This window comes from Paenibacillus sp. FSL R10-2736, from assembly GCF_038000245.1.
Taxonomy (GTDB): Bacteria; Bacillota; Bacilli; order Paenibacillales; family Paenibacillaceae; genus Paenibacillus_AQ; species Paenibacillus_AQ phytohabitans.
The window spans coordinates 6,060,422-6,083,690 of sequence record NZ_JBBOBN010000001.1 but is presented as its reverse complement, the minus strand read 5'-3'; the positions used below and the strand labels follow the sequence as shown (position 1 = coordinate 6,083,690).

The following is a 23,269-nucleotide window of genomic DNA, read 5'->3' as shown; positions in this document are numbered from 1 at the left end:
CTGGACGCCTGACCATGGCGTGACCTGATTAGCAGTTATTTGACTAAATGTTTATAAGGTGTGTAGTCGATGCCGTTCTTTTCCAGGAAGGTAACCAGAAAGCGGTTATCGCGCCGTGGTGTGGCTATAATATAGCCTTTGATGCAGTGCTCGCGGGTTACCTCCGGAGCGTTGCTCTCCACAGCAATTCTGCCGATCTCGGCAGCAATGGAATGTTTGGCGATGTCGCGGAAGGGGCCGGGTACCGGCTGAACCAGCTGGTCCAGAAAAGCCTTCATCTCGTCGCTCCATAGTGGACGGCTGCGTTCTACCCAGTAATTCTGCCAGTCCAGCTTGGACTTGCCGTCAGCCTTGGGCAGTACCTTCAGAAATTTGCGGAACATAAAATAGCCGCCGATGCACATACAGCCCAGCAGTAAAAAGGTCCAAAATGCGATGGAATTCATAAACCAGTTGCTCGGAGCTGCAGATAACAAGCTTGAGGGTGAATGAAAATGCATGTATACACCGCCTTTGACAATGATGATTGTCACTTTCCTTTTACTCATCTAAAGTATAGCGTATTTCCAAAGTTTTGCGAAGCGGAAGCGGCCTTCTGGGGCTTGCCTAGATTTATTTTCCCGATCACGGTAGAATAAGGGTTAATTCGTGAAGGAAAGAGGGAAATAGGCATGCTGAAAATAGGTTCACATGTGTCCTGCGCGGACAAGGGTCTCCTGAGCGCGGCCAATGAAGCAAATGAGTACGGATCTACCTCGTTTATGATATATACGGGAGCGCCGCAGAATACGCGCCGTAAGCCGATTGAATCGATGTTCCCTGAGGAAGGGAAGCTGGCTATGGCGCAGAATGGCGTCGAAGAGATTGTGGTTCATGCCCCATACATTATTAACCTGGGCTCCTACAAGGAAAGCACCTACCAGCTGGCAGTTGATTTCCTGCAGGAGGAGATCCGCCGTACCCATGCGCTCGGTGTTAAGCATATCGTCCTGCATCCGGGTGCATTCACTGACAAGGATGCCGAATACGGCATTCAGCGTATTGCAGACGGACTAAACGAAGTGCTGGGCGGTACGGATGAGACGGAAGTGCATATTGCTCTGGAAACAATGGCCGGCAAAGGAACAGAGGTCGGGCGCAGCTTCGAGGAGATTGCTTCCATTATCGATAAGGTCGTACATAATGAGCGCTTGTCCATTTGTCTCGACACTTGTCATATTCATGATGCCGGATACGATATCGTGGGCGATCTGGATGGCGTGCTGAAGAAATTCGACGATACCATCGGCCTGGGACGGCTCGGCGTTATCCACATTAATGACAGCAAGAATCCACGGGGAGCGGGCAAAGACCGCCATACTCCGATTGGCTCGGGCTATATTGGTTTTGAGACGATCAACAATGTCGTACATCATGAAGCACTGGCAGGTCTGCCGTTCATTCTGGAGACCCCGTGGATTGGCAAGGATGCCAAGAAGCTTCGTCCAATGTATGAAGTGGAAATTGCTCTGCTGCGCGGGAATGTGGCTGAACGTTTCGGAGCGGAGTTCCTGCAGGAGCTAGAAGAGCTGCATGCTTTTTTTGCCAAACAGGAGCTGGACTCCCGCCGCTATGTGCTTGATGTATGGGAATTGCTGAAGAATGATGCCAAAGCCAAAAAAGCCGATCCCCGTGAACCGCTGGAACGTCTCTATGATCAAGTAATTGCCGCCGGATTATTCCCTCAGCTTAGTGAGGAAGCTGTCAACCAGCGGCTGATCGCCTGGCTGGCAGGCAAGCAGCTGCTCGTGAACGCTTAATCCAACAACAGATTGCGCAAGCAGATGAGAGGATGGACGGAGAAATATGGAGTTACATGTGAAAAGAGATCATTCATCAGGCGGACAATATCCGGACCGGGCGCGTATGCTCATTTCCTGTCCTGACGGGCCGGGAATCGTAGCGGCGGTGTCGCATTTCTTGTACCAGCATGGTGCGAACATTGTGCAGTCGGATCAATATACGATGGACCCGGACGGCGGAATGTTTTTTATGAGAGTGGAGTTTGACCTGCCTAAGCTGGATGAACGGCTGGAAGAGGTGCGTACGATTTTTGGCGGCGTTGCCGAGCGCTTCAAGATGAACTGGCAGATCTTCAATGTAAGCCACAAGAAGCGGCTGGCGATCTTTGTATCCAAAGAGGATCACTGTCTGGTGGAGCTGCTCTGGCAGTGGCAGGCCGGTGATCTGGATGCGGATATTGCTCTCGTGGTCAGCAACCATACGGACATGCAGGCTTATGTCGAATCCTTCGGTATTCCATTCCATCATATTCCGGTAACGGCAGATACGAAGGAAGCAGCCGAGAAACGTCAGCTTGAGGTGATTGGTGATGATATCGATGTGATCATTCTGGCCCGGTATATGCAGATTATCTCGCCTTCGTTCATCGAGCATTACCGGCACCGGATTATCAATATCCACCATTCGTTCCTGCCGGCATTCGTCGGCGGCAAGCCGTACGCCCAGGCGTATCAGCGCGGGGTCAAGATTATCGGCGCTACTGCCCACTATGTGACTGAAGAGCTGGACGGCGGTCCGATTATCGAGCAGGACGTGCAGCGGGTCAGCCATAGCGATGATGTGAACGAGCTTAAGCGCATCGGACGCACCATTGAACGGGTAGTTCTGGCCCGTGCGGTGAAATGGCATATTGAGGACAGAATCCTCGTGCATCATAATAAAACAGTAGTTTTTAATTAAGCAGCGAAGCATTCCAGTTAACCTTTACAACCACCCCGGTAAAAGTCAGGAATCACACGGAACGCGGATGTTCATAACATCCTTCCGGCCTGATTTTTACCGGAAACATCTTCAGCCGGGAGCTTCTCCCGCAGCCTCAAGCTATACAACAACCTCACAGTAATAATCTAATACACTTCTCACCACTACAGGTAAAAAAGCATTTTACCGGCATTTTGGATCTTAAGCCAAAGTGTATTTTGTTATGTGCAGATTTCACATTCAAAGGGGGTAAAGGGCTTGTCATCGCAACGCGGACATTTATTAAAACGCAATTACATCTTTGCCTTTCTCATCCTGACCACCGGCTTCGGCGGACTGCTTGGCTATGATCTCTATTTCAAACCCTATGTACTCTCTCAGACTGTCGTCAAAATCAACGTGGATGGCGGAGGCTTTTTACCGAAAAATTATGAGCTGAAGCCCGGAGATCTCTATCTGGATTCCGTGCAGACCAAAGACATTCCGGCTGGTGTTATCCGAAGCCTGGATCAGGTGGAACGGAAGATTACGAATGTGAATCTGACGGATGGCAGTATTCTGACCGAATCACTGATTGATGTGAGCAATCTGGAGCCGCAGCAGGATGAGGGGATTTTCCCCATACCCAAAGAGGCGATCTATGCCATTAACGGTTCTCTCCGCAGCAGAGATAAAGTGGATATTTATCTGGTAGAAGGGGATTCGCCTTCGAAAAACCAGCCGGCGCTTCCCGGCCGCAAAGTATTTCTCAGCGGAGTAACCGTGAATTATGTGCGCACTGAAGACAACAATGATGTGCTGGATTCGGAGAATGGCAACAACAATAACCGCTTCACCTCGACCGGGAAAGTAGCTACGCCGGAGCTGAAGCTGAAGAAGAGTGACGGGGAACTGCTGGGGGCATTTTTGGAACAGGGCAAGAAGCTGTGGATCGTAAGAGTGGAGTAGGAGAGTAGAGCAGAAGGGAGGAAGGACGAGCTTGAAAATATTCAGTCTGGGTATGGATCAGCTGACAATTAATGAAATAAAGCTTGCCGGGTTTACGGTCATTGCCCAAAGCGTGCTGCCTGAGCCGGCGCAGGCCGGAGGACATTTGCTGATGGTGACAAGCGAGCAGGTACCGGTATCCGGACTCAGCGGGCTGCGCCGGAGTTATCCGGATTCCAACATTTTGTATGTATATCTGCAAAAAGGAGTGAGGGGGTATCAGGCCATTCATATGCAATGTGAGAGCCTGGGGATTTTCTTCATGCCTCCGCGTTCCACCTCATCAGCGATCATCGATAAGCTGCGCTACATGCTTGAGGATGAGCAGGCAGAGCGGGGAAATCTGATCGGATTCTTCGGGTCCGGGCCGGGCATTGGCTGTACAAGTGCAGCTAAGCTATTCGCCAGACGGATTGCGGCTTCGGGGCTGCGGGTGATCGTGCTGGGTCTTGATCTGTACGATCCGGGTTATGACCGTAAGACAGCAGTCAGTCTGGACAGGCTGCGGCCGCGGATTACCGGCAAAATGCTTCACGATGAGGACTTTGCCGGGTTTGTGAAACAGGAAGGATATTCGTATCTGCCGGGCAACTTCGATTATTTAAGCGCTCAGGACTATCAGGAGGAGGAGATCGAGTATTTGCTGGCCAGAGCAAGTGACAATGCCGATGTAGTGGTGGCTGATTTCGGGTCCATTCCGGAAAGTGCAGCCTGGTATGTGGGTATGCAGAAATCCGTCCTGCGGATGATTGTAACGCATCCCCGTCATGAATACAGGCTGCAGCCTCTGATGGAGCTGGCCGGGCATATGGATCTGCATCCGCAGGATTTCCAGTGGATCATTAACCGCAGCAATGTAGAAGAGCTGACCTCCTCCAAGAATCTGGCGCTGCGCTTTGGCAGTGAGATCCTGCTGGAGCTTCCGTATTACCAGCCTTTCCTGGAGAGCCTGCCGCTCGGCAAAAAAGAACTTCAGCATGTAGACGATAAGGTTCATGCGTTACTGGTCTCGCTGGGTCTGGCCTTGGAAGTCCGAAAGAAGGGAATATTTCAATGATTGAATATCCGGATGAAGCTTGGCCGCTGAAGCAGGGGCGAATTCCATCAAGATGGACTCCGCTAGACCCTGAGCATGGAAGACGGCAGGAAGAGGAGGACGGGAGCGGACAGGCACTGCCTGGATTAGCGAAGGAGACAGAGGACATACGGCTTTTCTCACTGAAGCAGAGCGTGCTCCGTACCAGTAAACCCGGCAAGGAAGACTTCTACGGCTTTCTGCAAAAAATGAAAAGTGAAATGAACGCCGGACTGGAGCGTGAGGATGACAGCTATTTCGAGCTAAATGCCAAGGCGTTGATTGGTGATCCGCAGGCGGTCAGCTTTTTCATGAACGAGATCGAGAAGTATTTGCGCCGCACCCCGTTTACGGGCAAGGTGCCCGAAGCTTACCGTACAGCCGCTGAAGCGCTGTTTCATGAATGGAAAGGGTTCGGACCCGCTTACCGCTGGTTTACGGACCGGGCTTATAGTGAATCAACCGGTCTGCAGATGATCGGACGGCAAATTTTCTATAACCACCAGGGCAGGTTTGTAGCTTATCCGTATGAGATGCCTTCGCTGGATCGTGTAGAGCAGCTCAAGCGATCACTTTTGAAAAGCGATCCCAACAAAAAGCTGAACAAGGATAACCCTTCGGTGGAATTCAAAATGGATGATCCCCTCTGGCCGGGGCGGTTCATCCGGTTAGCCATCTGGGTGTCTCCACGGGTCTGGGAAGGCTTCACCACTATATCGCTGCGCCGCCAGGTCGTCGAATTCCTGGATCTGGATGATCAAGCTGGCACAGAATGCATCCCTGCGGAAGCGATTGAACTGATCCGTGCGCTTACGGGTACGTTTCGTAATACGATTATCGCGGGTGCCGTAGGCTCGGGCAAAACCACTTTTGCCAATACAATTGTCGGAGAGCAGCTGCTCGGTTCCTCCTCCTGCATGGGAGTGGTGATGATTGAGAAGCATCCGGAGTCAATTCTGCCATATCAGATCAAGGGCCACCGGATCATTCCAATCCAGGCATCCAATGAGGAGCTGATGGAGGTCGGCGTGGAATCGCTGCGGCATGACCCGAACATTCTCTATATGACGGAGATGCGTTATAACGAATGGGAATTCTATCTGTGGAGCGGCGAGAAGGGCTATGACGGCATTACCGGAACCTTTCATACGGTGGATTCGGAGGATATTCCTTACCAGGGTGCATTTGCCGTATCTACACGGATTGGCGGCAGCCTGAAGGGGCATTTAATCTCAGCGCTGAAATCCTGTGAGCTGGTATTTATTCTGGAAAGTGTGCCCGATGGGAAGAAACGGCTCGCGCGGATATCCGAGGTTTTTTATGAGGAAGCAAGCAACTCGGTATTCGCTAATGATCTGATGCGCTGGGAGCCGGAGCAGTCGGCCTGGAGCTACAATGACAAGCTGACGCCGGGACTAATGCTGAAGATGAAGAAGAAGAATGCACGGGCCACGCGGCTTATGCTGCAGGAGCTTGGACATCTCGCTGCTCAGAAACCAATGGTGGACCCGCTGAAGGAAAGCTTGAAATCCAGGATTGTTTTGAACGAATGAGGGGGGAGCCTGTGGCGCTGCTGTACTATATCATCCAGTTTGTCTTTCATTTACTGGCCGCGGGCGGATTGTGGCTATTGGTGAAGCCGCTTATTGAGCGGCATTTATCGCAGTGGGGACAAAAGATGGATTTTCGGATGAACCTGAGGATGAGTCTGTTCGGCAAAAAGGTAAGCATGATTAATAAAAGAATGTGGCTATACCGCCATCTGGATGATTTGCTGTATTTTGCCCATAAGAGGTATGAGCCGGGAATCAGTGTTATGCGTTTTGTCACCCGTTCAGGCATGCTGTTCACGGGGGTTTTTCTATCGGGTCTGCTGACTCTGCGGGAGCTGCCGGGACAAATGAGCTTTAATAATCCTTTCCTGGAGGGGATTGTGTTAAATGACGGTACAGCTGTGCAGGACGCTTGGCGGCTCCCGCTGTTTCTGGCAGTTCTCTCGGCAAGCATTCCATATTTACGGATGAGGTATACCTATGCTCAGAGGAAAGTACGGGGGAGCTACGATCTGCTCGATGTGATCAAAATCGCCACAAAATTCACTCATTTATCTGCGGATTCCATTCTGTCGAGAACCAGTGATTTGCTGGCCGGGGATAATGTGCTGAAGACTCCCTTGAAGCTGCTTGGAGCGGCGTTTGCCAATTACAGTAATGAACGGGAGCTGAATGAGGAGGCGGGGCGTTTTGCCGGAGCGATCGGAACAACCTTTGCCGTAGAATTCGTATCGGATCTGCTCTATTGCGAGAAGGAAGGCACACGTTATCTCAAAAGCTCGCTCATGATGCTTAACCGCTCCATGGAGCAGCAACGGGAGACGATTCTGACGGTCAAAGCAAGCAGCAGGGATGCGATTAGCCTGGGACTGTACGGAAATCTGGTTGTGCTGGTTTCTTCGGTTGGAACATTTATGTACATGCTGAAGCCCGACGTCTATTTCAAACTGCAGTTTGAGACTACCGTTGGTCTTACATTTATGATGGTCATCATTGCGGGAATGTTCATCTCGTTCATGATCAGTACCATCCTCGCCAGGCCCAAGCTGGACTACCACTAAGGTGATGAATAATGGATAGATTACTACTTTTGATAGCCGTAACAGGTATTGTGTATCTCGCTCTATTGGTTTTTGTCAGCAGCAGCAGCCGCCAGGAACGTTATGTGCTCCGTCTCGGCGTGAAATGGAAGGCCTTCGGGGAACGGGTGCAGAATGAACGGCTGCAGCACTTGCTGAATCAGAGCGGTCTGTCCATATCAGCAGCCAAAATCACACTGTTCCGGTACTCGGCGGCGCTGATTTATCTGCTGGTTCAGACGGCAGGTGACTTCGTACGTTCAGAGCCTTTATCTATTTATGATCCGCTTATTGCTGCGCTTATTCTGCTGATTACCAGTCCGCAGCGGGTTCTGCCCCTTGGCTGGCTGCTGGTCTGGCTGCATCAGAAGACGCTTATTCAAAAAGACGGGGAGCTGATTTCCTTCATCCGTCTCTATGAGAATAACCGGCTGCGCAAGCGCGGGTATGTGGAATTTGGAGCTTTTTGTGCAGGGACAGCCAGCCACTTCAATTATATCCGTCAGGATCTATATGAGCTCTCGGAAAGGGCGGTAGATGAGGGAACCGAACGTGCGATTGAATGGTTTTGCGGCAAATTTCCAGAGAACCACGCTTTCATTAATGATATCCGTTCGATTCTGCTGGCGACGGAGGGCATGGATGATGATCATGAAGCAGCGAATTATTTAAGGGAGCAGGGCAAGATTATCACCAAAATATCGAGCGACCAATATCTGAAGAAATGGTCCTTCATCGGCGATGTATCGACCATCATTAATGTAATTCCGTCTATCGCTACCTTCCTGATGATTGTATGTCTGGCTATGCAGTACATTATGCTGATTAAGGGCAATTTTAGCGGTGTGGGGATGTTTCAATGAGTGAATTTTTGTATATTCAAACAGCACTTAAAAATATAAAATAAAAAGGGAGATATTAACAATGAAAAAGGACGCTATTTCTACTGGTTTATTTATCGCTATCGGATTTCTGTGTGTGGCTATCGTAATCGCAATTCTGATTCCTGTCGTACGGGACGTAATTGACGATGCAGATGATAACAGACCGGTCATTCCGGCGGTTAGCCTGGTTGAGCCGTCAGGCTCGGGGGAAGCAGCCGTAACGTATACCATCGTTCCTCCTTTGGTTTAACGGAGATGAAGAAGGACTCGATTTCCGTCGCACTGTTTCTGGCTATTGGCTTTGTGATTGCGGGCATTTTTATCGCCGGGGCAACAAGCATTATCGGCGGCAGCCAGGATGATATCATTACCCATGTCAAAGCAGTTGAACAGTATTAAAAGGAGGCGCTGCGCTTGAAGGCAACCGTCCTCCGGGCATTGTTTATGTGGCTGGTGCTGTTCATTATCCTGCAGCCGATTTTTACGTATATTGATTATCTGCTGGATTTGCAGGTCAAAGCCAACACATCCTATATCACGCAAAAGGCCGCAACCGAAGGAATGGTTACAGCCTCTATGAGAGGCGAGGTCATATCGAACCTGAAGGCTGTCGGTTTTCCGGAGAGCTCTATTGAAATTACTAGCAGTACGGAAATGATTCTTGAGCGCAAGCAGCGGATAGATGTGTATGTAACAGCGCCAAGAGTAAACCTGTTTCCCTACAATTTCTCCGGCGTCTCCCAGCCGACACGTTATTATGGGCACGGATCGATCATGAGTGAATATCTCGATTAACTAAGGGATGAAGCTGACCAATGGATTATATTATTAAGCTGGCATTTGTCCTGCTGATCTTTATTTACTCCTGGTTTTTTCAAATTCAGAATCAGGAGTGGGACATCATGCGCAGTATGCTCAAGGATGCCAACAATATGGCGGTTCACGATGCATCACAGGAGTTGGACGAAGCAGCGCGGGCACAAGGCCGGTTGGTTATTGACCCTGATGAAGCCTATGATACCTTCCGCCACACGCTGCAGAGTAATCTGGGACTGGACGACGGCTTATCCCCCTTAGCGGGGAGCCGGCTCCAGGCTCAAGTGAAGATCGTCAAGTTCGACATTGTGGATGAAGCAACGGGAAATACGTTTCCCATGCTCTATGAAAACCCTGCGTACGGCATCACCAAATACATACAGGGACCTTCGGTCATCGCAGTTATTCAAACGGAGCATCCGGTCCTGATCTCCAGAAACAAAGTACAAGAAGCAATTACCGTGCCGGCGGTTCAAGAGTATAAGCTGAATCGTTAGCCATATTAGCTTCGGCGGGTCCTGATCCAACTACTACAATTAAGGGAGAGTTCGATTATGAAAAAGATGCTCAGCAAAACAATGATGGGAAGAACAGCTGTGAAAGCCTTACTGGCAACAGCATTGTTAGCCGGTGTAATTGCAGGTCAAGTTGGGCCTGTCAGTGCAACAGCTGCAAAGCCGACGGCGGCTCCGATTATGAGAGATAATCTTTCGAAGTACGGATTAGTGAAAGATGTGGAGCTTCCGGTAACAGTTGAGGCTGGCGGACTTAGTTATACGCTGGAGAAGATTATGATTTATGATGCAAAGTCCAAGGATGCACAAGCGCTGATTAAAAAATACGGGTATACAGGTACAGAGTCAGCAAAGTATTTTATTTGGACGAAGATCACAGTAGAGAATAAGAGCGGAAATACTGTTCAGCAAAATTATAAAGATTTAAGCGATAAATGGGGGTTGAGTTTTGGTGATGAAACTAGCCCTTTTACAACTATGCCTCAAGTCAACTACTCTAAACCAAATAGTACGGAAGCTGTATGGGACTGGAGCTTGGCACCTGGTAAAAAGTTAAGTACGTATCAGGCATATATTTATAGCGGAAAGTTTATTTCCTTTTATCTGAGAGTTGATAATAAAGGGGAACGAGAATATTTAGATATTGTAAATAAGCGAGATGAATAGAGAATATGAAGATTAATAGAATTTTTGCGTTGTCTTTTTTCATTATCCTAAGTCTGCTATTATCACCTTTCTTAAATTCCTCCGTACAAGCTGCCGATACAAAATCTGCATCAATAAGTATTCCTGTTTCAACAGGACTGATAGGGTCTGATAACAGCGCTAAAACCTTCCTTCTGGATCTTCCGAGTGGAGTAAACAGTTCAACTGTTAAGACAGGAACTTTCAAATATTCAGGCAATAACAGTGTGGTTAATGCCATTACTGTTGAGAATGGGAAAATAAAGATTACTTTAAAGGGAAATGCCAAAACAGAAACTTTCTCTGTAACAGGGAAAAATGGAAGAGACAATTTCATATCTAATCCTGGTAATTCTATCTGGCGTTATGCGGATGGTCGAAGGTGGCAAATAAATGATTATGATGAAAGACTTGATACTAACAAGAGCTATAATGCCAATGCTCAGGATTCATCAACTCCATCAGTTAAACCACCCGAAAGAGTTGTTACTACAAAATCAGTACCGGTTGACCCGGGGCAAGCAACCTGGTCTAAAAACGGGGTTAATACTGTACCTTACAGCAGCATCATACAGTCAAGTATTCAACTTATGTCTCTTGCTCTGGAGGGTGATTCAGGAAAGGTCAGTGCCAAAAATGGGAAATTTATTATTACGTACACGGTACCATCTAGCCATGTAAGACCAGAGCAGGTATCAGATAATTTTGAAAAAGGACAGTGGGTTGAAGGTAGACTTTATTATGTTCTACTTCCCTATTACTTCACAGCCAATGCCAAAGTCACCACCTACAGCTACGGCGGCCTAGTCACCTTCGACTACGGCCTCCCGGATGAAGCAACGCTCACAGGGGCAGCCATTCTTGAAAAGCCCTCACCCAACCCGGTAAAATTTGAAGATAAAGATGTACCGGTGCAGATCAACCTGAAGGGGGAGCTGTTGGCATATAAAGATTCGTCTAACATCGAAGAATGGGTGTTTTATGCCAAGGAAAAGGGGAATGAGAGCACACTGAAAACGCTAAAGGATTATTCTAAAACCCTTACGTCCTCAAAGAAAATAGATTTTACGATTCCAAAATCAAAAGTGAAGGCACCTAGTATCACACAGGAGTACGAATTGAGTGTAGTCGTGAGGTTCAAGAAACCCGTTGTAACCAAAACGGGAACCATCATTTCATTGAAGGAGTCCTACACCGTTAAAGCCGGAGTATATACAACTCCAACTCCTCCAGGCGGTGATTTTCCAGGACCAACTTCTCCTCCGAATCCTCCGCGAGAGCTGAAGCCGCCGATTGCTCTTATCTCAGCACCAAAGACGATTAAAGCAGGACAAGAATTTGAAGCCAGTGGCGCAGGCTCCTACGATCTGGATGGCTTTATCAAAAGCTATTATTGGGATACTCCTAATGCTGAAGGGGAATTGACGGATCGGCCGCGGGGGACTCTTTGGTACGATAAGGAGCATTTGGGCGAGCAGTCGCTGGCACTTACGGTTTTGGATGATGATTCGATGGCCGGGAGCACAAGTACTGAAATTACGGTCATTGAGCCGGTCCCGAATGCGTCCATTTATGCTGAAGGAACCTTGAAACAGAACCGGAAGGTCATTATTCGCAGTTATAGCAGCAGCCCTACACATTACCCGTTGGTAGATTCTAAAACTAAAATCACCATCACTGCCGTTTCTGGGGGGACTAATGCAGACATAAAATACAGCGGGTCGCTGAATGGCGTGCCAAGTAAAGATGTACTGTTTAAAAAGCCCGGCAGATATAAAGCAACAATCTATGTCGAGAATACCCTGGGGCTGTCTGCGAGCAGCGAGGTGTCGTTTGATATTGTACCGGATGAGAAGCCCTTTGCTTACTTCACACTTCCTGGTTCTGCGTATCGTAATCCAGCAGATGGTAATCAGGCGACCATCTCCATCGATGACATGTCCTATTCTCCCGATAAAGATATTGTGGACCGGAGGCTATGGGAATATCGCTACGATTCGAATAACAACGGTAATTTCGCAGATGAGAGCTGGGTCATCTTTAGTAACGAGAATTTAGATCGTCTCAATCTTAAAGTGCGGGATGTTGGACAGTACCTGGTACGGCTTACCGTGTTCGAAGAATTTGGGCAGCCGACCATAGATGAATTTGTAACACAGGATGATCGCCAATCGATCAACTCAGACATCACACAAAATGCTATTGAACGAATCTTTAAGGTTAAAAATCAGGCGCCAGATGTGGATTGGTCATGGTAGAAAGGAAAGAGCATGCAGAATTTTAAAAAAGCACTCTCTATTTTTATGGCTGCTGTTTTACTGCTTCTAACCTATCCTGAAGCTTTTTCGGAAAAAGCACGGGTAGAGGCAGCGGGTTATCCCAATGTGATCAACTATATTGATATCCGTGTTGAGGCATTTACTCAGATAAGTAAATGGGAACCCTCTATGGGGGGGATCGGAGATGTAATTCTTGAGGTGCCAGGTTTTACTCTTAAAAATGTCCGATTTGACCTGATAACTCGGAAGTTTGAGTATGATATTTTTTTGGATGCACCCATTGTAATGAAATCATCTAATCTAGATTGGTATTCTGACTTCTGGAGAACCAGATTTGTGAGTATTAGTACAGGATTTAGTTCACCTACAAGGAGCTCAACAGTCAAGCAAGACGAATGGACGGTAAGTGAGTTTCCGGCTACTCAAACTTCTAATACATTGAGTCTATCGGGTACACCTACGCAAGGATGGAGTCAACTGTGGGATCTAGAACCTCCAACCAAAGTAGATATTACAGTATGGTCGAGAGACAATCATTGGTTTAACACTCCTATCAATGGCTGGTCTAATGTAGCCTACAGGTATATTTATAATGTACCCCTAATTATCAACTCAGCGCCAAGTCTAACCGTAACGACTCCGAGCGAGCAGCAGCTCATTAACGAGCCAGGCTTCAGCGGGATGAATATTGAAGGATATGTACGCGATGTGGACAATAACGATGTGGTGGTCAGCGCGGAGATCCCGAATTTATTCTACAAGAAAGTAACTATACCGCAGGCATTATATAATAAACCATTCTCCATACCCATAGATGTTTTGGCAGATGGGATACCTCCTGGGCGGCATGCGATCACTGTCAAAGTCGTAGATCCCTACAACTTCAAAGACGAGAGGACGCTATATGTAAATGTGTCCTATAGGTTAAGGAATAAGTCTTTTATCTTAATCAATACACCTGTAGACATTTCGACATCCTACACAGATTATGAAGGGGACCCGAAGTATCAAGACAGGTACCGGTATGATCACGACCCGAACTTTTTTGATAATTCGATGGGGATGATTGGTGACAGTGGTCTATGGCGAACTTCCCAATACCAGTCGTTTCCCTACAGCGGGGTTTATACGGCCACCTTCCAGTCCCGGGATAATCCGAAGAATGATAATCTGTTCGATGATTACCGGCTATGGAGCCGTGATAATTTATCATCCATGACGTTTCATGTACACCGGAAGCCGATTGCTCTGTTTAGTGCGAAGCTAACGGGGGGATGGCTCCAAATTACAGATAGCTCCTACGATCTTGATCATATCAAGGCGTATAACAAGGGGTTGATGGACTGGCAATGGCAATATAAAAAAACCGAATCCGAAATGTGGATGGACGGGCAACCGCCTGCACAGCTGCCGGCAGCCGAGCAATATGATATCCGGCTACGGGTACGTGACGTGGACGGAGAAAACGGGGCAGGGGTTTGGAGTGATTGGTGTGTGCGTACCGTAGGCAGCGGTGGTAATCTTCCACCGGTTGCACTCTTTACGGTAGATCCCAACATTGTATCCTATCGTCAGTCTACAACGATCACCGACAAATCTTTTGACCCGGATAACGATCCACTTGATGTGTATAGCTGGACCGTGACAAAGGACGGTTGGCAGCAGGTGTGGAGTCATTGGGGCGGGGCAACTACACCTCCGAATATTGCCGCCTACGGAGTGGGGACTTACCAGTTAACCTTACAGGTCCATGATAATCGGGGACTTTGGTCAGAACCCTACAGCCAAACCGTGCAGGTCATGAATCATCCACCTGCAGCTGCGTTCTATATGCCATCTGAAGTGTACCGGGATACGGTAATTCCGCTGGAAAATTTGACGCCCGATCCGGACGAGGATGGGGACGGACTGAGTTATGGCTGGAACGCACGGATCAATAACTCCGGCTATTATTATACCAGCGGTAATCGGAGTCCAGTGATAACGATCCGTGATTTAATTTCAAACTACGGGATATCACAGCAGCAGGCCATCTCTGATGGGTGGGAAATGCGGCTTACAGCATCGGATGGATCGCTGAGTTCTAATGCCACTCGGTTGTTTACGGTCAAGAATCATGTTCCAACGGCAGGAATCAATGGACCAGCGGTTGTATACCAATATGACAACAAAACCTACTACGGTGTGGATACGGATGAAGACTCATCGGATGCAAGCAGCTTACAATACTACTGGAAGGTTATCAGCAGCGATGGAACCACAACAATGTACCGCACAGCCAATATAAATATAGATTTCCCTGACACAGGGTCCTACACCCTAGAACATTGGGTAGTGGATCAAATCGGTGCAAAGTCGAACGTGGCTAAGCTGAAGATTGATGTCATAGAAAACCAGGCTCCAGCTATCACGCTTACTGCTCCGGCAGGTACAGTTACAAATCCAACTGTTTTGGATGCAGAGCTGCAGGGCGATCCTCTCATTGGGTGGAACTACAGTGACCCGGAGAACGATTCGCAGGAGAAATACCGGCTGGAGTTCTTCGCGACAGACGGACAGTTGGCCAAAACAGTCGAGAATACAGATTCTACCGGCGGATTGCGTCAGTATCAGGTGCTTAATCCCACCTTTGAACGGTTCGCGATCTTCAGCCTATACGCCCGGGCTTATTCAAAAGGCTCCTGGTCGGAAGTCTCCAATGAAAAAGCCTTCATCATCGATAATCCGCCACATGCCGGTTTTACCCTGATGACGGATACGGGACGCAATGCAGCAGCGGTGCCCATTTACCGGACGGATGTACTGCAGATCACTAGCACTGCAACCGATGCGGATATCCCGAAGGGCGACAGTATTAAACATCAATATTTCCTGAAGCCTTCAAGCGGGACGGAAGGGCTGGCCAGCGTACAGGAGAGCTTCACCAAGCAGTTCACGTCAAACGGAATCTTCACGCTGCGGCAAGTTGTTACGGATAGCCTGGGACTATACCGGGAGCTGTCTCAGAATATAACGGTTGTGAACCGGCTGCCGCAGGTCACCATCACATATCCAACCAGCACCAGCCCATCCAGTCCGACCATTGTTAGCACACTCACCCCTGTGATTCAGTGGGATTATCAGGATGAAGACGGCGATGTGCAGCAGCGCTTCAAAGTACGTATTATTAATCTGGCAAGCGGGGCGGTAAAGGCCCAGTCCGGTGAACAGGTATCCGGCGCTAAACAGTGGAAGGTTCCTTCCGGCACGCTTGCTGAGAATGAGAAATATGCTGTGGAAGTTGAGGGGGATGACGGGTTCGGCTGGAGCAGTGTGTCTCCGCGCAAATATATGATGGTCAATCTGCTCAGCATTAAGGGGGCTGTCCAGCACACTGAGGAGTGGAACAGCAACCGTCAGGCTTACAATTTGAATAAAAGCGGGAATGCGGAGAGTCCGCGGGGGTATACTGTTTATTGGGCAGGCGAGAAATTCGTGCTGCAGGGCACGGCAACCGGATTGCCGGATACCGTTCAGGTTACAATGAGCGGAGGGTATACAGCGCAGCTGAGTCCGACCGGAAGTGACAAGACCAAGTGGACAGGCGAATTGGCAGACCCGTCGTTTGAACAGCTGCCGGATGGTCCGGTTACGTTCACTTTTACCGCCACTAATGAATTCACCACCAAGGTCGATTCGGTTACGGTAACCATCCTGGGGGATTGGTCAGAATACTACCAGAGTCATCGCGTAAAATAGCGGAACTTAGTCACTGCGTTACCGGTATCTTGTTCTTATGTGTTCATATCACGCAGCATCCTACGGGCGGAGGGTGATCGTTCAGACGATCCCCTCAGTCCGTTCTTCGTTTAAGCGGAGCATTCGTGCGGCAACCGCCCCCGGAACGGGTGAACTGGTGGTATGTAAGCTGGACGTAAGGAGAGCCACACGATTATTACGGCGCATATAATAGGAAAGTTTGCCGCTGAATATCTTGTGGGCACACAGGGACGAGGCGAAATCCTCCGGAGTTACGAAGCAGGAGGGCTTGGCCACCGGATGCACGGCCGTTTCTTCAAATACAGAGGCTACAAATTGTGAGCAGAAAAAAGCATCCTCCCTGTCGATCCGGATATTCAGCAGCACACCCACCAGGCCGAGCAGATGATATTTATAGCGCTCCTGATTCTGCATCATACCTTGGACATGGTTGTACATGGTGTCATACTCTTCGGCGCTGACTCTAAGCTGATAGATGGCACAGTCTGCACTGCTGTAGAACGGATGGATAAAGTTCTCATGGATCAGTCCGGCGATAAACGGATTGTGCACTCTTTTTCTCCCGAAGCTGTAGACCTCGCGCAGTTCACTGTCAAAGGCGATCGAAGCATGATTCAGCTCTGCTTTGGTGAACCATTTAATAATTCCGCTGAAGGCCGTACCCGTTCCGGTAAGCACAACATAGATATCTCTATTTGCAGTCATCTTCGAAATCCCTTTCTGCTGGAAGTAATGGATAATCCGGTAAAAAATATTGCTGAGGTACTTCCATCTTACTGTATAAATCAGCTTTGTAAAACAAACTTTAGTCTTAGATAGAAACTAGACTTAAGGCTAAGTCCCTCCATCCGCGGCTTGCATCCTCCCAAACCCTCCTGAAACTCTGTAAAGCTGGCGGTAGAGTGCATAGACCCGGCAGAAGCCGCTAACTATAAGCTGTAGCAAAAACAATTGGAAATGCTTCCACTTACGTGATACAATAATAGTCAAAATGACATTCTTGATTTGAGGAGGATTATTTTAATGACTGAACAAGCAAAAAAAGATCAAGCCATCCATAAAGAAGAAAACTCGACGGTGGACAACCTGGCCATCACTACGATCCGTACACTTGCTATTGATGCGATTGAAAAAGCAAATTCCGGACATCCCGGTATGCCAATGGGTTCCGCACCTATGGGATACCAGTTGTTCGCCAAGACGATGAATCATAACCCGGATCACCCGACTTGGGTAAACCGTGACCGTTTTGTATTGTCCGCCGGACATGGCTCCATGCTGCTCTACAGCTTACTTCACCTGAGCGGCTATGATCTGCCGATGGAAGAATTGAAGCAGTTCCGCCAATGGGGCAGCTTGACACCGGGACATCCGGAGTTCGGCCACACTGCAGGTGTAGATGCGACAACCGGTCCGCTTGGACAAGGTATCGGTATGGCTGTAGGTATGGCAATGGCTGAAGCGCAGCTGGGTGCTACTTACAATAAGGACGAAAATAATGTAATTGACCATTACACATATGCGATCTGTGGCGATGGCGACTTGATGGAAGGGATTTCTTCCGAGTCCGCTTCGCTTGCCGGCCATTTGAAGCTGGGCAAACTGATTGTAATGTATGATTCCAATGATATTTCCCTCGACGGCAAGCTGAACCTCGCGTTCTCCGAGAATGTGGCCAAACGTTTCGAAGCTTACGGCTGGCAGGTTCTGCGCGTAGAAGACGGCAACGATCTTCCTGCACTCGGTAAGGCTCTTGCTGAAGCTCAAGCAGACAGCAGCAAACCAACATTGATCGAAGTGAAGACCGTTATCGGCTACGGCAGCCCGAACAAACAAGGTAAAGGCGGCCATGGCGGTACTCACGGCTCCCCGCTGGGTGCTGATGAAGCGAAGCTTACGAAGGACTTCTACAAGTGGGTATATGAAGAAGATTTCTTTGTTCCGGACGAAGTACGCGCCAGCTTTGCAGAAGTGAAAGCCAAAGGGATCGCAGCTAACAAAGCATGGGATGAGAAATTTGCAGCTTACAAACAAGCTTACCCTGAACTTGCTGCACAGCTCGAAACTGCACTCAGCGGTGAGCTTCCAGCAGGCTGGGATGCCAATCTGCCATTCTACAAAGCAGAAGACAAAGCAGTATCAACCCGTGTCGCTTCGGGTAATGCGCTGAACGGTTTGACTGCCGGTATCCCGCAGCTGGTTGGGGGTTCTGCTGACCTTGAGAGCTCGACAATGACTCACTTGAACGGTCTGTCCCAGTTCACTTCTGAATCGTATGACGGCCGCAATATCTATTTCGGCGTCCGCGAATTCGGTATGGCTGCGGCTATGAACGGGATTGCACTGCACAGCGGGCTCAAAGTATTCGGCGGTACGTTCTTCGTATTCACGGATTACCTGCGTCCGGCTGTCCGTCTGGCTTCCATCATGAAGCTGCCGGTAACCTACGTGCTTACACATGACAGTATCGCTGTCGGTGAAGACGGTCCTACCCATGAGCCGATTGAACAGCTTGCGTCCCTGCGTATCATTCCAGGCCTTACCGTGCTTCGTCCGGCTGACGGCAACGAAACTTCGGCAGCTTGGGCTTATGCTATGGAGAACACAGCCAATCCGGTAGCGCTGGTACTGACCCGTCAGAACCTGCCGATCCTGCCAGGAACTGTGGACGGCGTTCGCGAGAACATCAAACGCGGCGGCTATGTAGTTTCTGATTCCAAGAATGGTACCCCGCAGGCACAGATCATTGCTACAGGCTCTGAAGTACAGCTGGCTGTTAAGGCTCAGGCTGCTCTTGCTGAAGAAGGCATTGATGTCCGTGTAATCAGCCTGCCGAGCTGGGATCTGTTCGAGAAACAGGACAAGGCTTACCGTGATTCCGTAATTCTGCCTGAAGTGAAAGCCCGTCTGGCGATTGAAATGGCGCAAACCTTCGGCTGGGAACGTTATACAGGCGATCAAGGCGACATTCTGGGTATCACTACCTTCGGCGCTTCCGCCCCTGGCGACACAGTAATCAGAGAGTATGGCTTCACCGTGGAAAATGTAGTCAGCCGCGTGAAAGCCCTGCTATAATAGACGGATTAACCATAAAGGGGAGAATAAGCATATGAGTCAGTTTACGGGCGCGACAATTCAAAAAGCAGCGAACATCTATTACGACGGAAAAGTTACCAGCCGTACAGTTACTTTAGAGAACGGTACTAAGGTGACACTCGGTATTATGCTGCCTGGAGTGTATGAATTCGGCACAGAAGGTCCAGAGACGATGGAAATCCTCTCCGGCAATCTTAAAGTACTGCTTCCCGGTACTGACGTGTGGAAAGACATCGACGGAACAGAAACGTTCCATGTTCCCGGCAACTCCAAGTTTGCGCTGGAAGTCTTCGCATTAACTGATTATTGCTGTTCTTACCCGATTGTGTAATTCGAAGGACCGAAATGAAGAAGTATTCCGGAAGCTCCTGCTCCCGGGATGCTTCTTTTTTATTCCACAATTCGACAAAAGATCAACATATTTAATCTATTATTGACGAAATAGGCACATTCTCATATACTTCCACTATCAATTTGCCAACTGGCGCTTCTGCTAGTAAAAAGATAGAGGAGATGGGGATGTGAGCAAGTCAGGCTTTTGCAAGGAAATACATAAGGTTGCGCTATTATTGTTCAGTTGTCTATTATCGCTACTGATATTTGTACCTTCAGGGACAATCTATGCAGCGGCAAATATAGTGAATCCCAATCAGGTCTATTCCTATACCCTTATGCAAAGGGATATTGAGAGATTAGTAGCGGAATACCCCGACCTGGTATCCTCCGAATCTTTGGGGAAGACCCCATATGGACGTCAGCTGTGGGCTGTGAAGCTGGGGCGTGGAGATTCTGCGCTGTTTCTTAACGGTTCCCATCATGCCAGAGAATGGATGACCAGCAGTTTATTGATGAAAATGACCGACACTTACGCCCAGGCTTATGATAATAATGAGACGATAGGCGGCTATAACGTACGCAGTTTACTGAATGAAGTCAGCATTTGGATCGTGCCGATGGTCAATCCGGATGGGGTTGCCTTGTCCCAGCAAGGGACGGCAGGACTGCCGGCTGATTTGGCCCAGATGCTGCGTAAGTATAACGGGAACAGCAGCAATTTTACCCGCTGGAAAGCAAATATGCAGGGAATTGACCTTAACCGCCAGTATCCGGCGAACTGGAACAGCATTAAGAATGCAGGTTCTTATCCATGGTATCAGAATTATAAGGGGAAGATGCCGGGGGAAGCTCCTGAAGTACAGATGATGATGAATTTCACGCAAAGGATTGATCCGGAAGTGACGATTTCTTATCACAGCTCGGGTGAGATCATATTTTGGCACTTCAATACGCCCGGCAGCAATGTGAACCGTGACAAAGCCATGGCCAGATCGCTTGCCAATCTGACCGGATATTCTCTGGTCGCTCCTGAGAAGAATCCTTCGGGCGGCGGATATAAGGATTGGTTCATCCAGGAATACGGCCGTCCAGGATTCACGATTGAAATTGCAAGCTATGCAGGGGAGAGCAATGTTCCGTTACAACAGTTCAGCGGCATCTGGTCTGAGAACAAGGTGGTTGGATTGTATTCTGCAGGACAGTCCTATTCCTTGTGGCTGAATAAGCAGAAGGCGGAGTATCTGCAGCAATCCATGAGCCTGCTGGCGGGCACGGAGCTTTATACGAAGATAGGGGCTTCTGCCGGAGGGATCCCTCTGCAGCCGCAGCAGCTTCAAGTCATTGCCAGGAAGGGTGACTGGTATCAGGTTCAGGCAACGGAAGGACTGGGATGGATTCATCCGTCCCCCGGGAAGCTGGCCATCATCGAGGGAATTACGGCAAATGCCGGATGGAGCGAACGTATACCTGCTTATCAGTATCCGGATGCATACTCGCCGAAAGTAACCTTTCTCGATCCGCAGACCGTCCCGGTATTGGGAAGATGGGGGACCTGGCTGCTGGCTTTAACGCCGGGCGGGAACCTGTGGATTGACGGGCGTAAGGCAACGATTACCTGGCCTGAAGAGGAGATAGTGCAGGATCCGGCAACAGGTGCCGGGATAACCGGAGAAGAACAGCCGGAGAGTGCTGCGGGTACTCTTTGAACAATGATAGGATCTTTACACTGTGATATTTAGCCTTCCGGGTGGCTGCTGTTGTCGCAGAATTCTCTCGAGCACCCGCTTATTGTGGCAGAGCTCAGGTGATTTTTTTGAAATCCTGCCCGGAATACAACATTGATGTGTATAGCGCTACTAAGACTAAGAAGACTACATCCTGCAGGCAACGAATTAGCCTTTATAATTGTGTATTTACATAAGCTCCGCTAATTAGCGGGGCTTTTTGGTGTGAAATAGGAAGCGTATATTCATATGTTAATGCTTGCCATATAACCGGAAATTTGTTACCATTATATAAGAACGTATGTTTGCAAATGGGTATGTACGGGTGTTCAGGGGAGTGGGATTTATATGCTGTACTCAGATAGTTACATAATCTTCAACTATGAGGAAGCCGGGACGGGCAAGCCATTGCTGATCATTCACGGTAACGGTCCGGATCACCGGGTGATGGCAGCAGGTATGGAACCTCTATTTCACGGCAGTGGTGGCAATTAACAAAATGTGTTGTATAGGACTGCAACTAAAAGGCGCAGCCTAAATCCCGGCTGCGCCTGCGGTAATTGTTAATTGAATATAAGTTTACTATTCCTGGTCAGCCTTGGCCCCGATCTTCTGGCCGATCCAGTCTTCGTAAGATTTCACCACAGCAGACAGGTCTTCATCCCCGTAGCCGTGATTGAAGCCCGCCTGGAACATACTCTTGGCGACACCAAGCATAGGCGAAGGTACGCCGGTAGAATCGCTGAGCGAGGATGCCAGCTTGAGATCCTTGAGCATCAGGGCAAGGGAGAACTGATTGCTGAAATCATTATCAATAATCTTCTGTCCCTTCAGTTCAGCCTGCTTGCTGCCTGCCGATCCGTTCTTCACCAGCTCGAGGAACTTGTCTGCGGGAACACCTGATTTCACGGCGATGGAGAAGCCTTCGGCGAGTGCGACATTATGAATGCCGACCATGGCATTGTGAGCGAGCTTGGCTACGGCACCGCTGCCGTTAGCACCCATATGCAGCAGCAGTCTGCCCATGGAGTCGAAGATATCACGGTGCTCTTCAATCACTTCGGCGCTGCCGCCAACCATGAAGACGAGGGTCCCTTCGATGGCCGCAGGTTTGCTGCCCGTTACCGGAGCATCGAGGAAGCTGCCGCCCCGTTCTTCCACGGCTGCGGCAATTTCCTTCGCGAGGCCTGGCGAGATGGTGCTGGAATCCACAACGGTGGTTCCCGGCTGAAGGGTAGCCAGAATACCGTTATCACCGTAGAATACTTCCCGGATCGAATCATCATTGCTGATCATGGTGATAATAACATTCTTGCCTTCAGCCGCAGCCTGCGGAGTTGTGGCAACCTTCGCGCCTTCCTGCTCCAGAGGTCTGCATTTCTCTGCTGTGCGGTTGTACACCGTAACCTCAAAGCCGCTGCGCAGCAGGTTAGACGCCATAGGCGCTCCCATCGTTCCGAGTCCGATAAAGCCGATCTGTTTCATTTCATTTCCACCTTTGCTCTTTGAGATCATAATATAGAAACTAAGTTTGTCTACATTCTATCAGAAGGTCCTGGCATGTTCCACAGAACAGGTTTCCGGTTCCGGTCAGTAAACGCTTCCATGAAATTTTCATAAACATGGTCCCAAAGCCGGGGATATGCCTTAAGACCTTGCCAGTCAAGGCAAATTAAAGTATCCTAGATAATAATGTTGCAACAAACGGTGTCAAATCTA

21 protein-coding genes are annotated in these 23,269 nt (G+C 49.0%); 18 read left to right on the top strand and 3 right to left on the bottom strand.

The window, feature by feature from the left end:
* Positions 1–35: 35 nt before the first annotated feature.
* Positions 36–500, bottom strand: coding sequence for a DUF2621 domain-containing protein (locus NSQ73_RS25965; protein ID WP_042140824.1), 465 nt, complete (start codon positions 498–500; stop codon positions 36–38).
* Between the two features lie 171 nt (positions 501–671).
* On the opposite strand from NSQ73_RS25965, the gene NSQ73_RS25960 reads away from it, so the two are divergent.
* The 14 genes from NSQ73_RS25960 (at position 672) to NSQ73_RS25895 (ending at position 16,373) form a co-directional block, all read left to right on the top strand.
* Entirely contained in the window at positions 672–1,799 is a 1,128-nt protein-coding gene (locus NSQ73_RS25960) for a deoxyribonuclease IV (RefSeq protein WP_340988740.1), read from the top strand.
* 46 nt (positions 1,800–1,845) lie between these two features.
* The gene (purU, locus tag NSQ73_RS25955) at positions 1,846–2,742 is read left to right on the top strand and encodes a formyltetrahydrofolate deformylase (protein WP_042134331.1); all 897 of its coding nucleotides are present in this window, start codon (positions 1,846–1,848) and stop codon (positions 2,740–2,742) included.
* Between the two features lie 279 nt (positions 2,743–3,021).
* Entirely contained in the window at positions 3,022–3,711 is a 690-nt protein-coding gene (locus NSQ73_RS25950) for an SAF domain-containing protein (protein ID WP_340988739.1), read from the top strand.
* 31 nt (positions 3,712–3,742) lie between these two features.
* A complete protein-coding gene (locus tag NSQ73_RS25945; RefSeq protein WP_171717831.1) occupies positions 3,743–4,807 on the top strand; it encodes a hypothetical protein in 1,065 nt (354 codons plus the stop codon).
* Positions 4,804–6,378, top strand: coding sequence for an ATPase, T2SS/T4P/T4SS family (locus tag NSQ73_RS25940; protein WP_076242382.1), 1,575 nt, complete (start codon positions 4,804–4,806; stop codon positions 6,376–6,378). Before NSQ73_RS25945 ends, NSQ73_RS25940 begins: the two co-directional genes overlap by 4 nt.
* Positions 6,379–6,389: 11 nt before the next feature.
* Positions 6,390–7,439 carry a hypothetical protein gene (locus NSQ73_RS25935; RefSeq protein WP_340988737.1) on the top strand — a complete coding sequence of 350 codons (1,050 nt, stop codon included), beginning with the start codon at positions 6,390–6,392 and terminating at the stop codon, positions 7,437–7,439.
* 11 nt (positions 7,440–7,450) lie between these two features.
* Entirely contained in the window at positions 7,451–8,320 is an 870-nt protein-coding gene (locus NSQ73_RS25930) for a hypothetical protein (RefSeq protein WP_340988735.1), read from the top strand.
* Between the two features lie 61 nt (positions 8,321–8,381).
* On the top strand, positions 8,382–8,591 hold the full coding sequence (locus tag NSQ73_RS25925; protein WP_042134342.1) for a hypothetical protein: 210 nt from the start codon (positions 8,382–8,384) through the stop codon (positions 8,589–8,591).
* Positions 8,592–8,596: 5 nt separating this feature from the next.
* Positions 8,597–8,740, top strand: a complete 144-nt coding sequence (locus NSQ73_RS25920; RefSeq protein ID WP_156118554.1) for a hypothetical protein — start codon at positions 8,597–8,599, stop codon at positions 8,738–8,740.
* 15 nt (positions 8,741–8,755) lie between these two features.
* Entirely contained in the window at positions 8,756–9,136 is a 381-nt protein-coding gene (locus NSQ73_RS25915) for a hypothetical protein (RefSeq protein WP_039296416.1), read from the top strand.
* 20 nt (positions 9,137–9,156) lie between these two features.
* Positions 9,157–9,654, top strand: a complete 498-nt coding sequence (locus NSQ73_RS25910; RefSeq protein WP_340988733.1) for a hypothetical protein — start codon at positions 9,157–9,159, stop codon at positions 9,652–9,654.
* A 57-nt stretch (positions 9,655–9,711) separates the two neighbouring features.
* Positions 9,712–10,338 carry a hypothetical protein gene (locus tag NSQ73_RS25905; protein ID WP_340988731.1) on the top strand — a complete coding sequence of 209 codons (627 nt, stop codon included), beginning with the start codon at positions 9,712–9,714 and terminating at the stop codon, positions 10,336–10,338.
* A 5-nt stretch (positions 10,339–10,343) separates the two neighbouring features.
* Positions 10,344–12,614, top strand: coding sequence for a hypothetical protein (locus NSQ73_RS25900; protein ID WP_340988730.1), 2,271 nt, complete (start codon positions 10,344–10,346; stop codon positions 12,612–12,614).
* 702 nt (positions 12,615–13,316) lie between these two features.
* Positions 13,317–16,373: a hypothetical protein gene (locus NSQ73_RS25895; RefSeq protein ID WP_340988728.1), complete on the top strand. Its 3,057-nt coding sequence runs from the start codon at positions 13,317–13,319 to the stop codon at positions 16,371–16,373.
* 81 nt (positions 16,374–16,454) lie between these two features.
* On the opposite strand, the gene NSQ73_RS25890 is transcribed toward NSQ73_RS25895, so the two are convergent.
* Positions 16,455–17,099 (bottom strand): hypothetical protein, encoded by a 645-nt coding sequence (locus tag NSQ73_RS25890; protein WP_042134351.1) that lies wholly within the window; start codon positions 17,097–17,099, stop codon positions 16,455–16,457.
* 318 nt (positions 17,100–17,417) lie between these two features.
* On the opposite strand from NSQ73_RS25890, the gene tkt reads away from it, so the two are divergent.
* From tkt to NSQ73_RS25870, 4 genes are all read left to right on the top strand, one after another.
* Positions 17,418–19,469 (top strand): transketolase, encoded by a 2,052-nt coding sequence (tkt, locus tag NSQ73_RS25885; RefSeq protein ID WP_340988725.1) that lies wholly within the window; start codon positions 17,418–17,420, stop codon positions 19,467–19,469.
* Positions 19,470–19,503: 34 nt separating this feature from the next.
* Positions 19,504–19,821, top strand: a complete 318-nt coding sequence (gene ppnP / locus NSQ73_RS25880; RefSeq protein ID WP_039296439.1) for a pyrimidine/purine nucleoside phosphorylase — start codon at positions 19,504–19,506, stop codon at positions 19,819–19,821.
* Between the two features lie 307 nt (positions 19,822–20,128).
* Positions 20,129–21,532: a M14 family metallocarboxypeptidase gene (locus NSQ73_RS25875; RefSeq protein ID WP_340988723.1), complete on the top strand. Its 1,404-nt coding sequence runs from the start codon at positions 20,129–20,131 to the stop codon at positions 21,530–21,532.
* Positions 21,533–21,898: 366 nt separating this feature from the next.
* On the top strand, positions 21,899–22,045 hold the full coding sequence (locus tag NSQ73_RS25870; RefSeq protein ID WP_445669618.1) for a hypothetical protein: 147 nt from the start codon (positions 21,899–21,901) through the stop codon (positions 22,043–22,045).
* A gap of 87 nt (positions 22,046–22,132) precedes the next feature.
* Here NSQ73_RS25870 and NSQ73_RS25865 read toward each other — a convergent pair whose 3' ends face one another.
* The gene (locus NSQ73_RS25865; protein ID WP_340988721.1) at positions 22,133–23,035 is read right to left on the bottom strand and encodes an NAD(P)-dependent oxidoreductase; all 903 of its coding nucleotides are present in this window, start codon (positions 23,033–23,035) and stop codon (positions 22,133–22,135) included.
* Positions 23,036–23,269 lie beyond the last annotated feature (234 nt).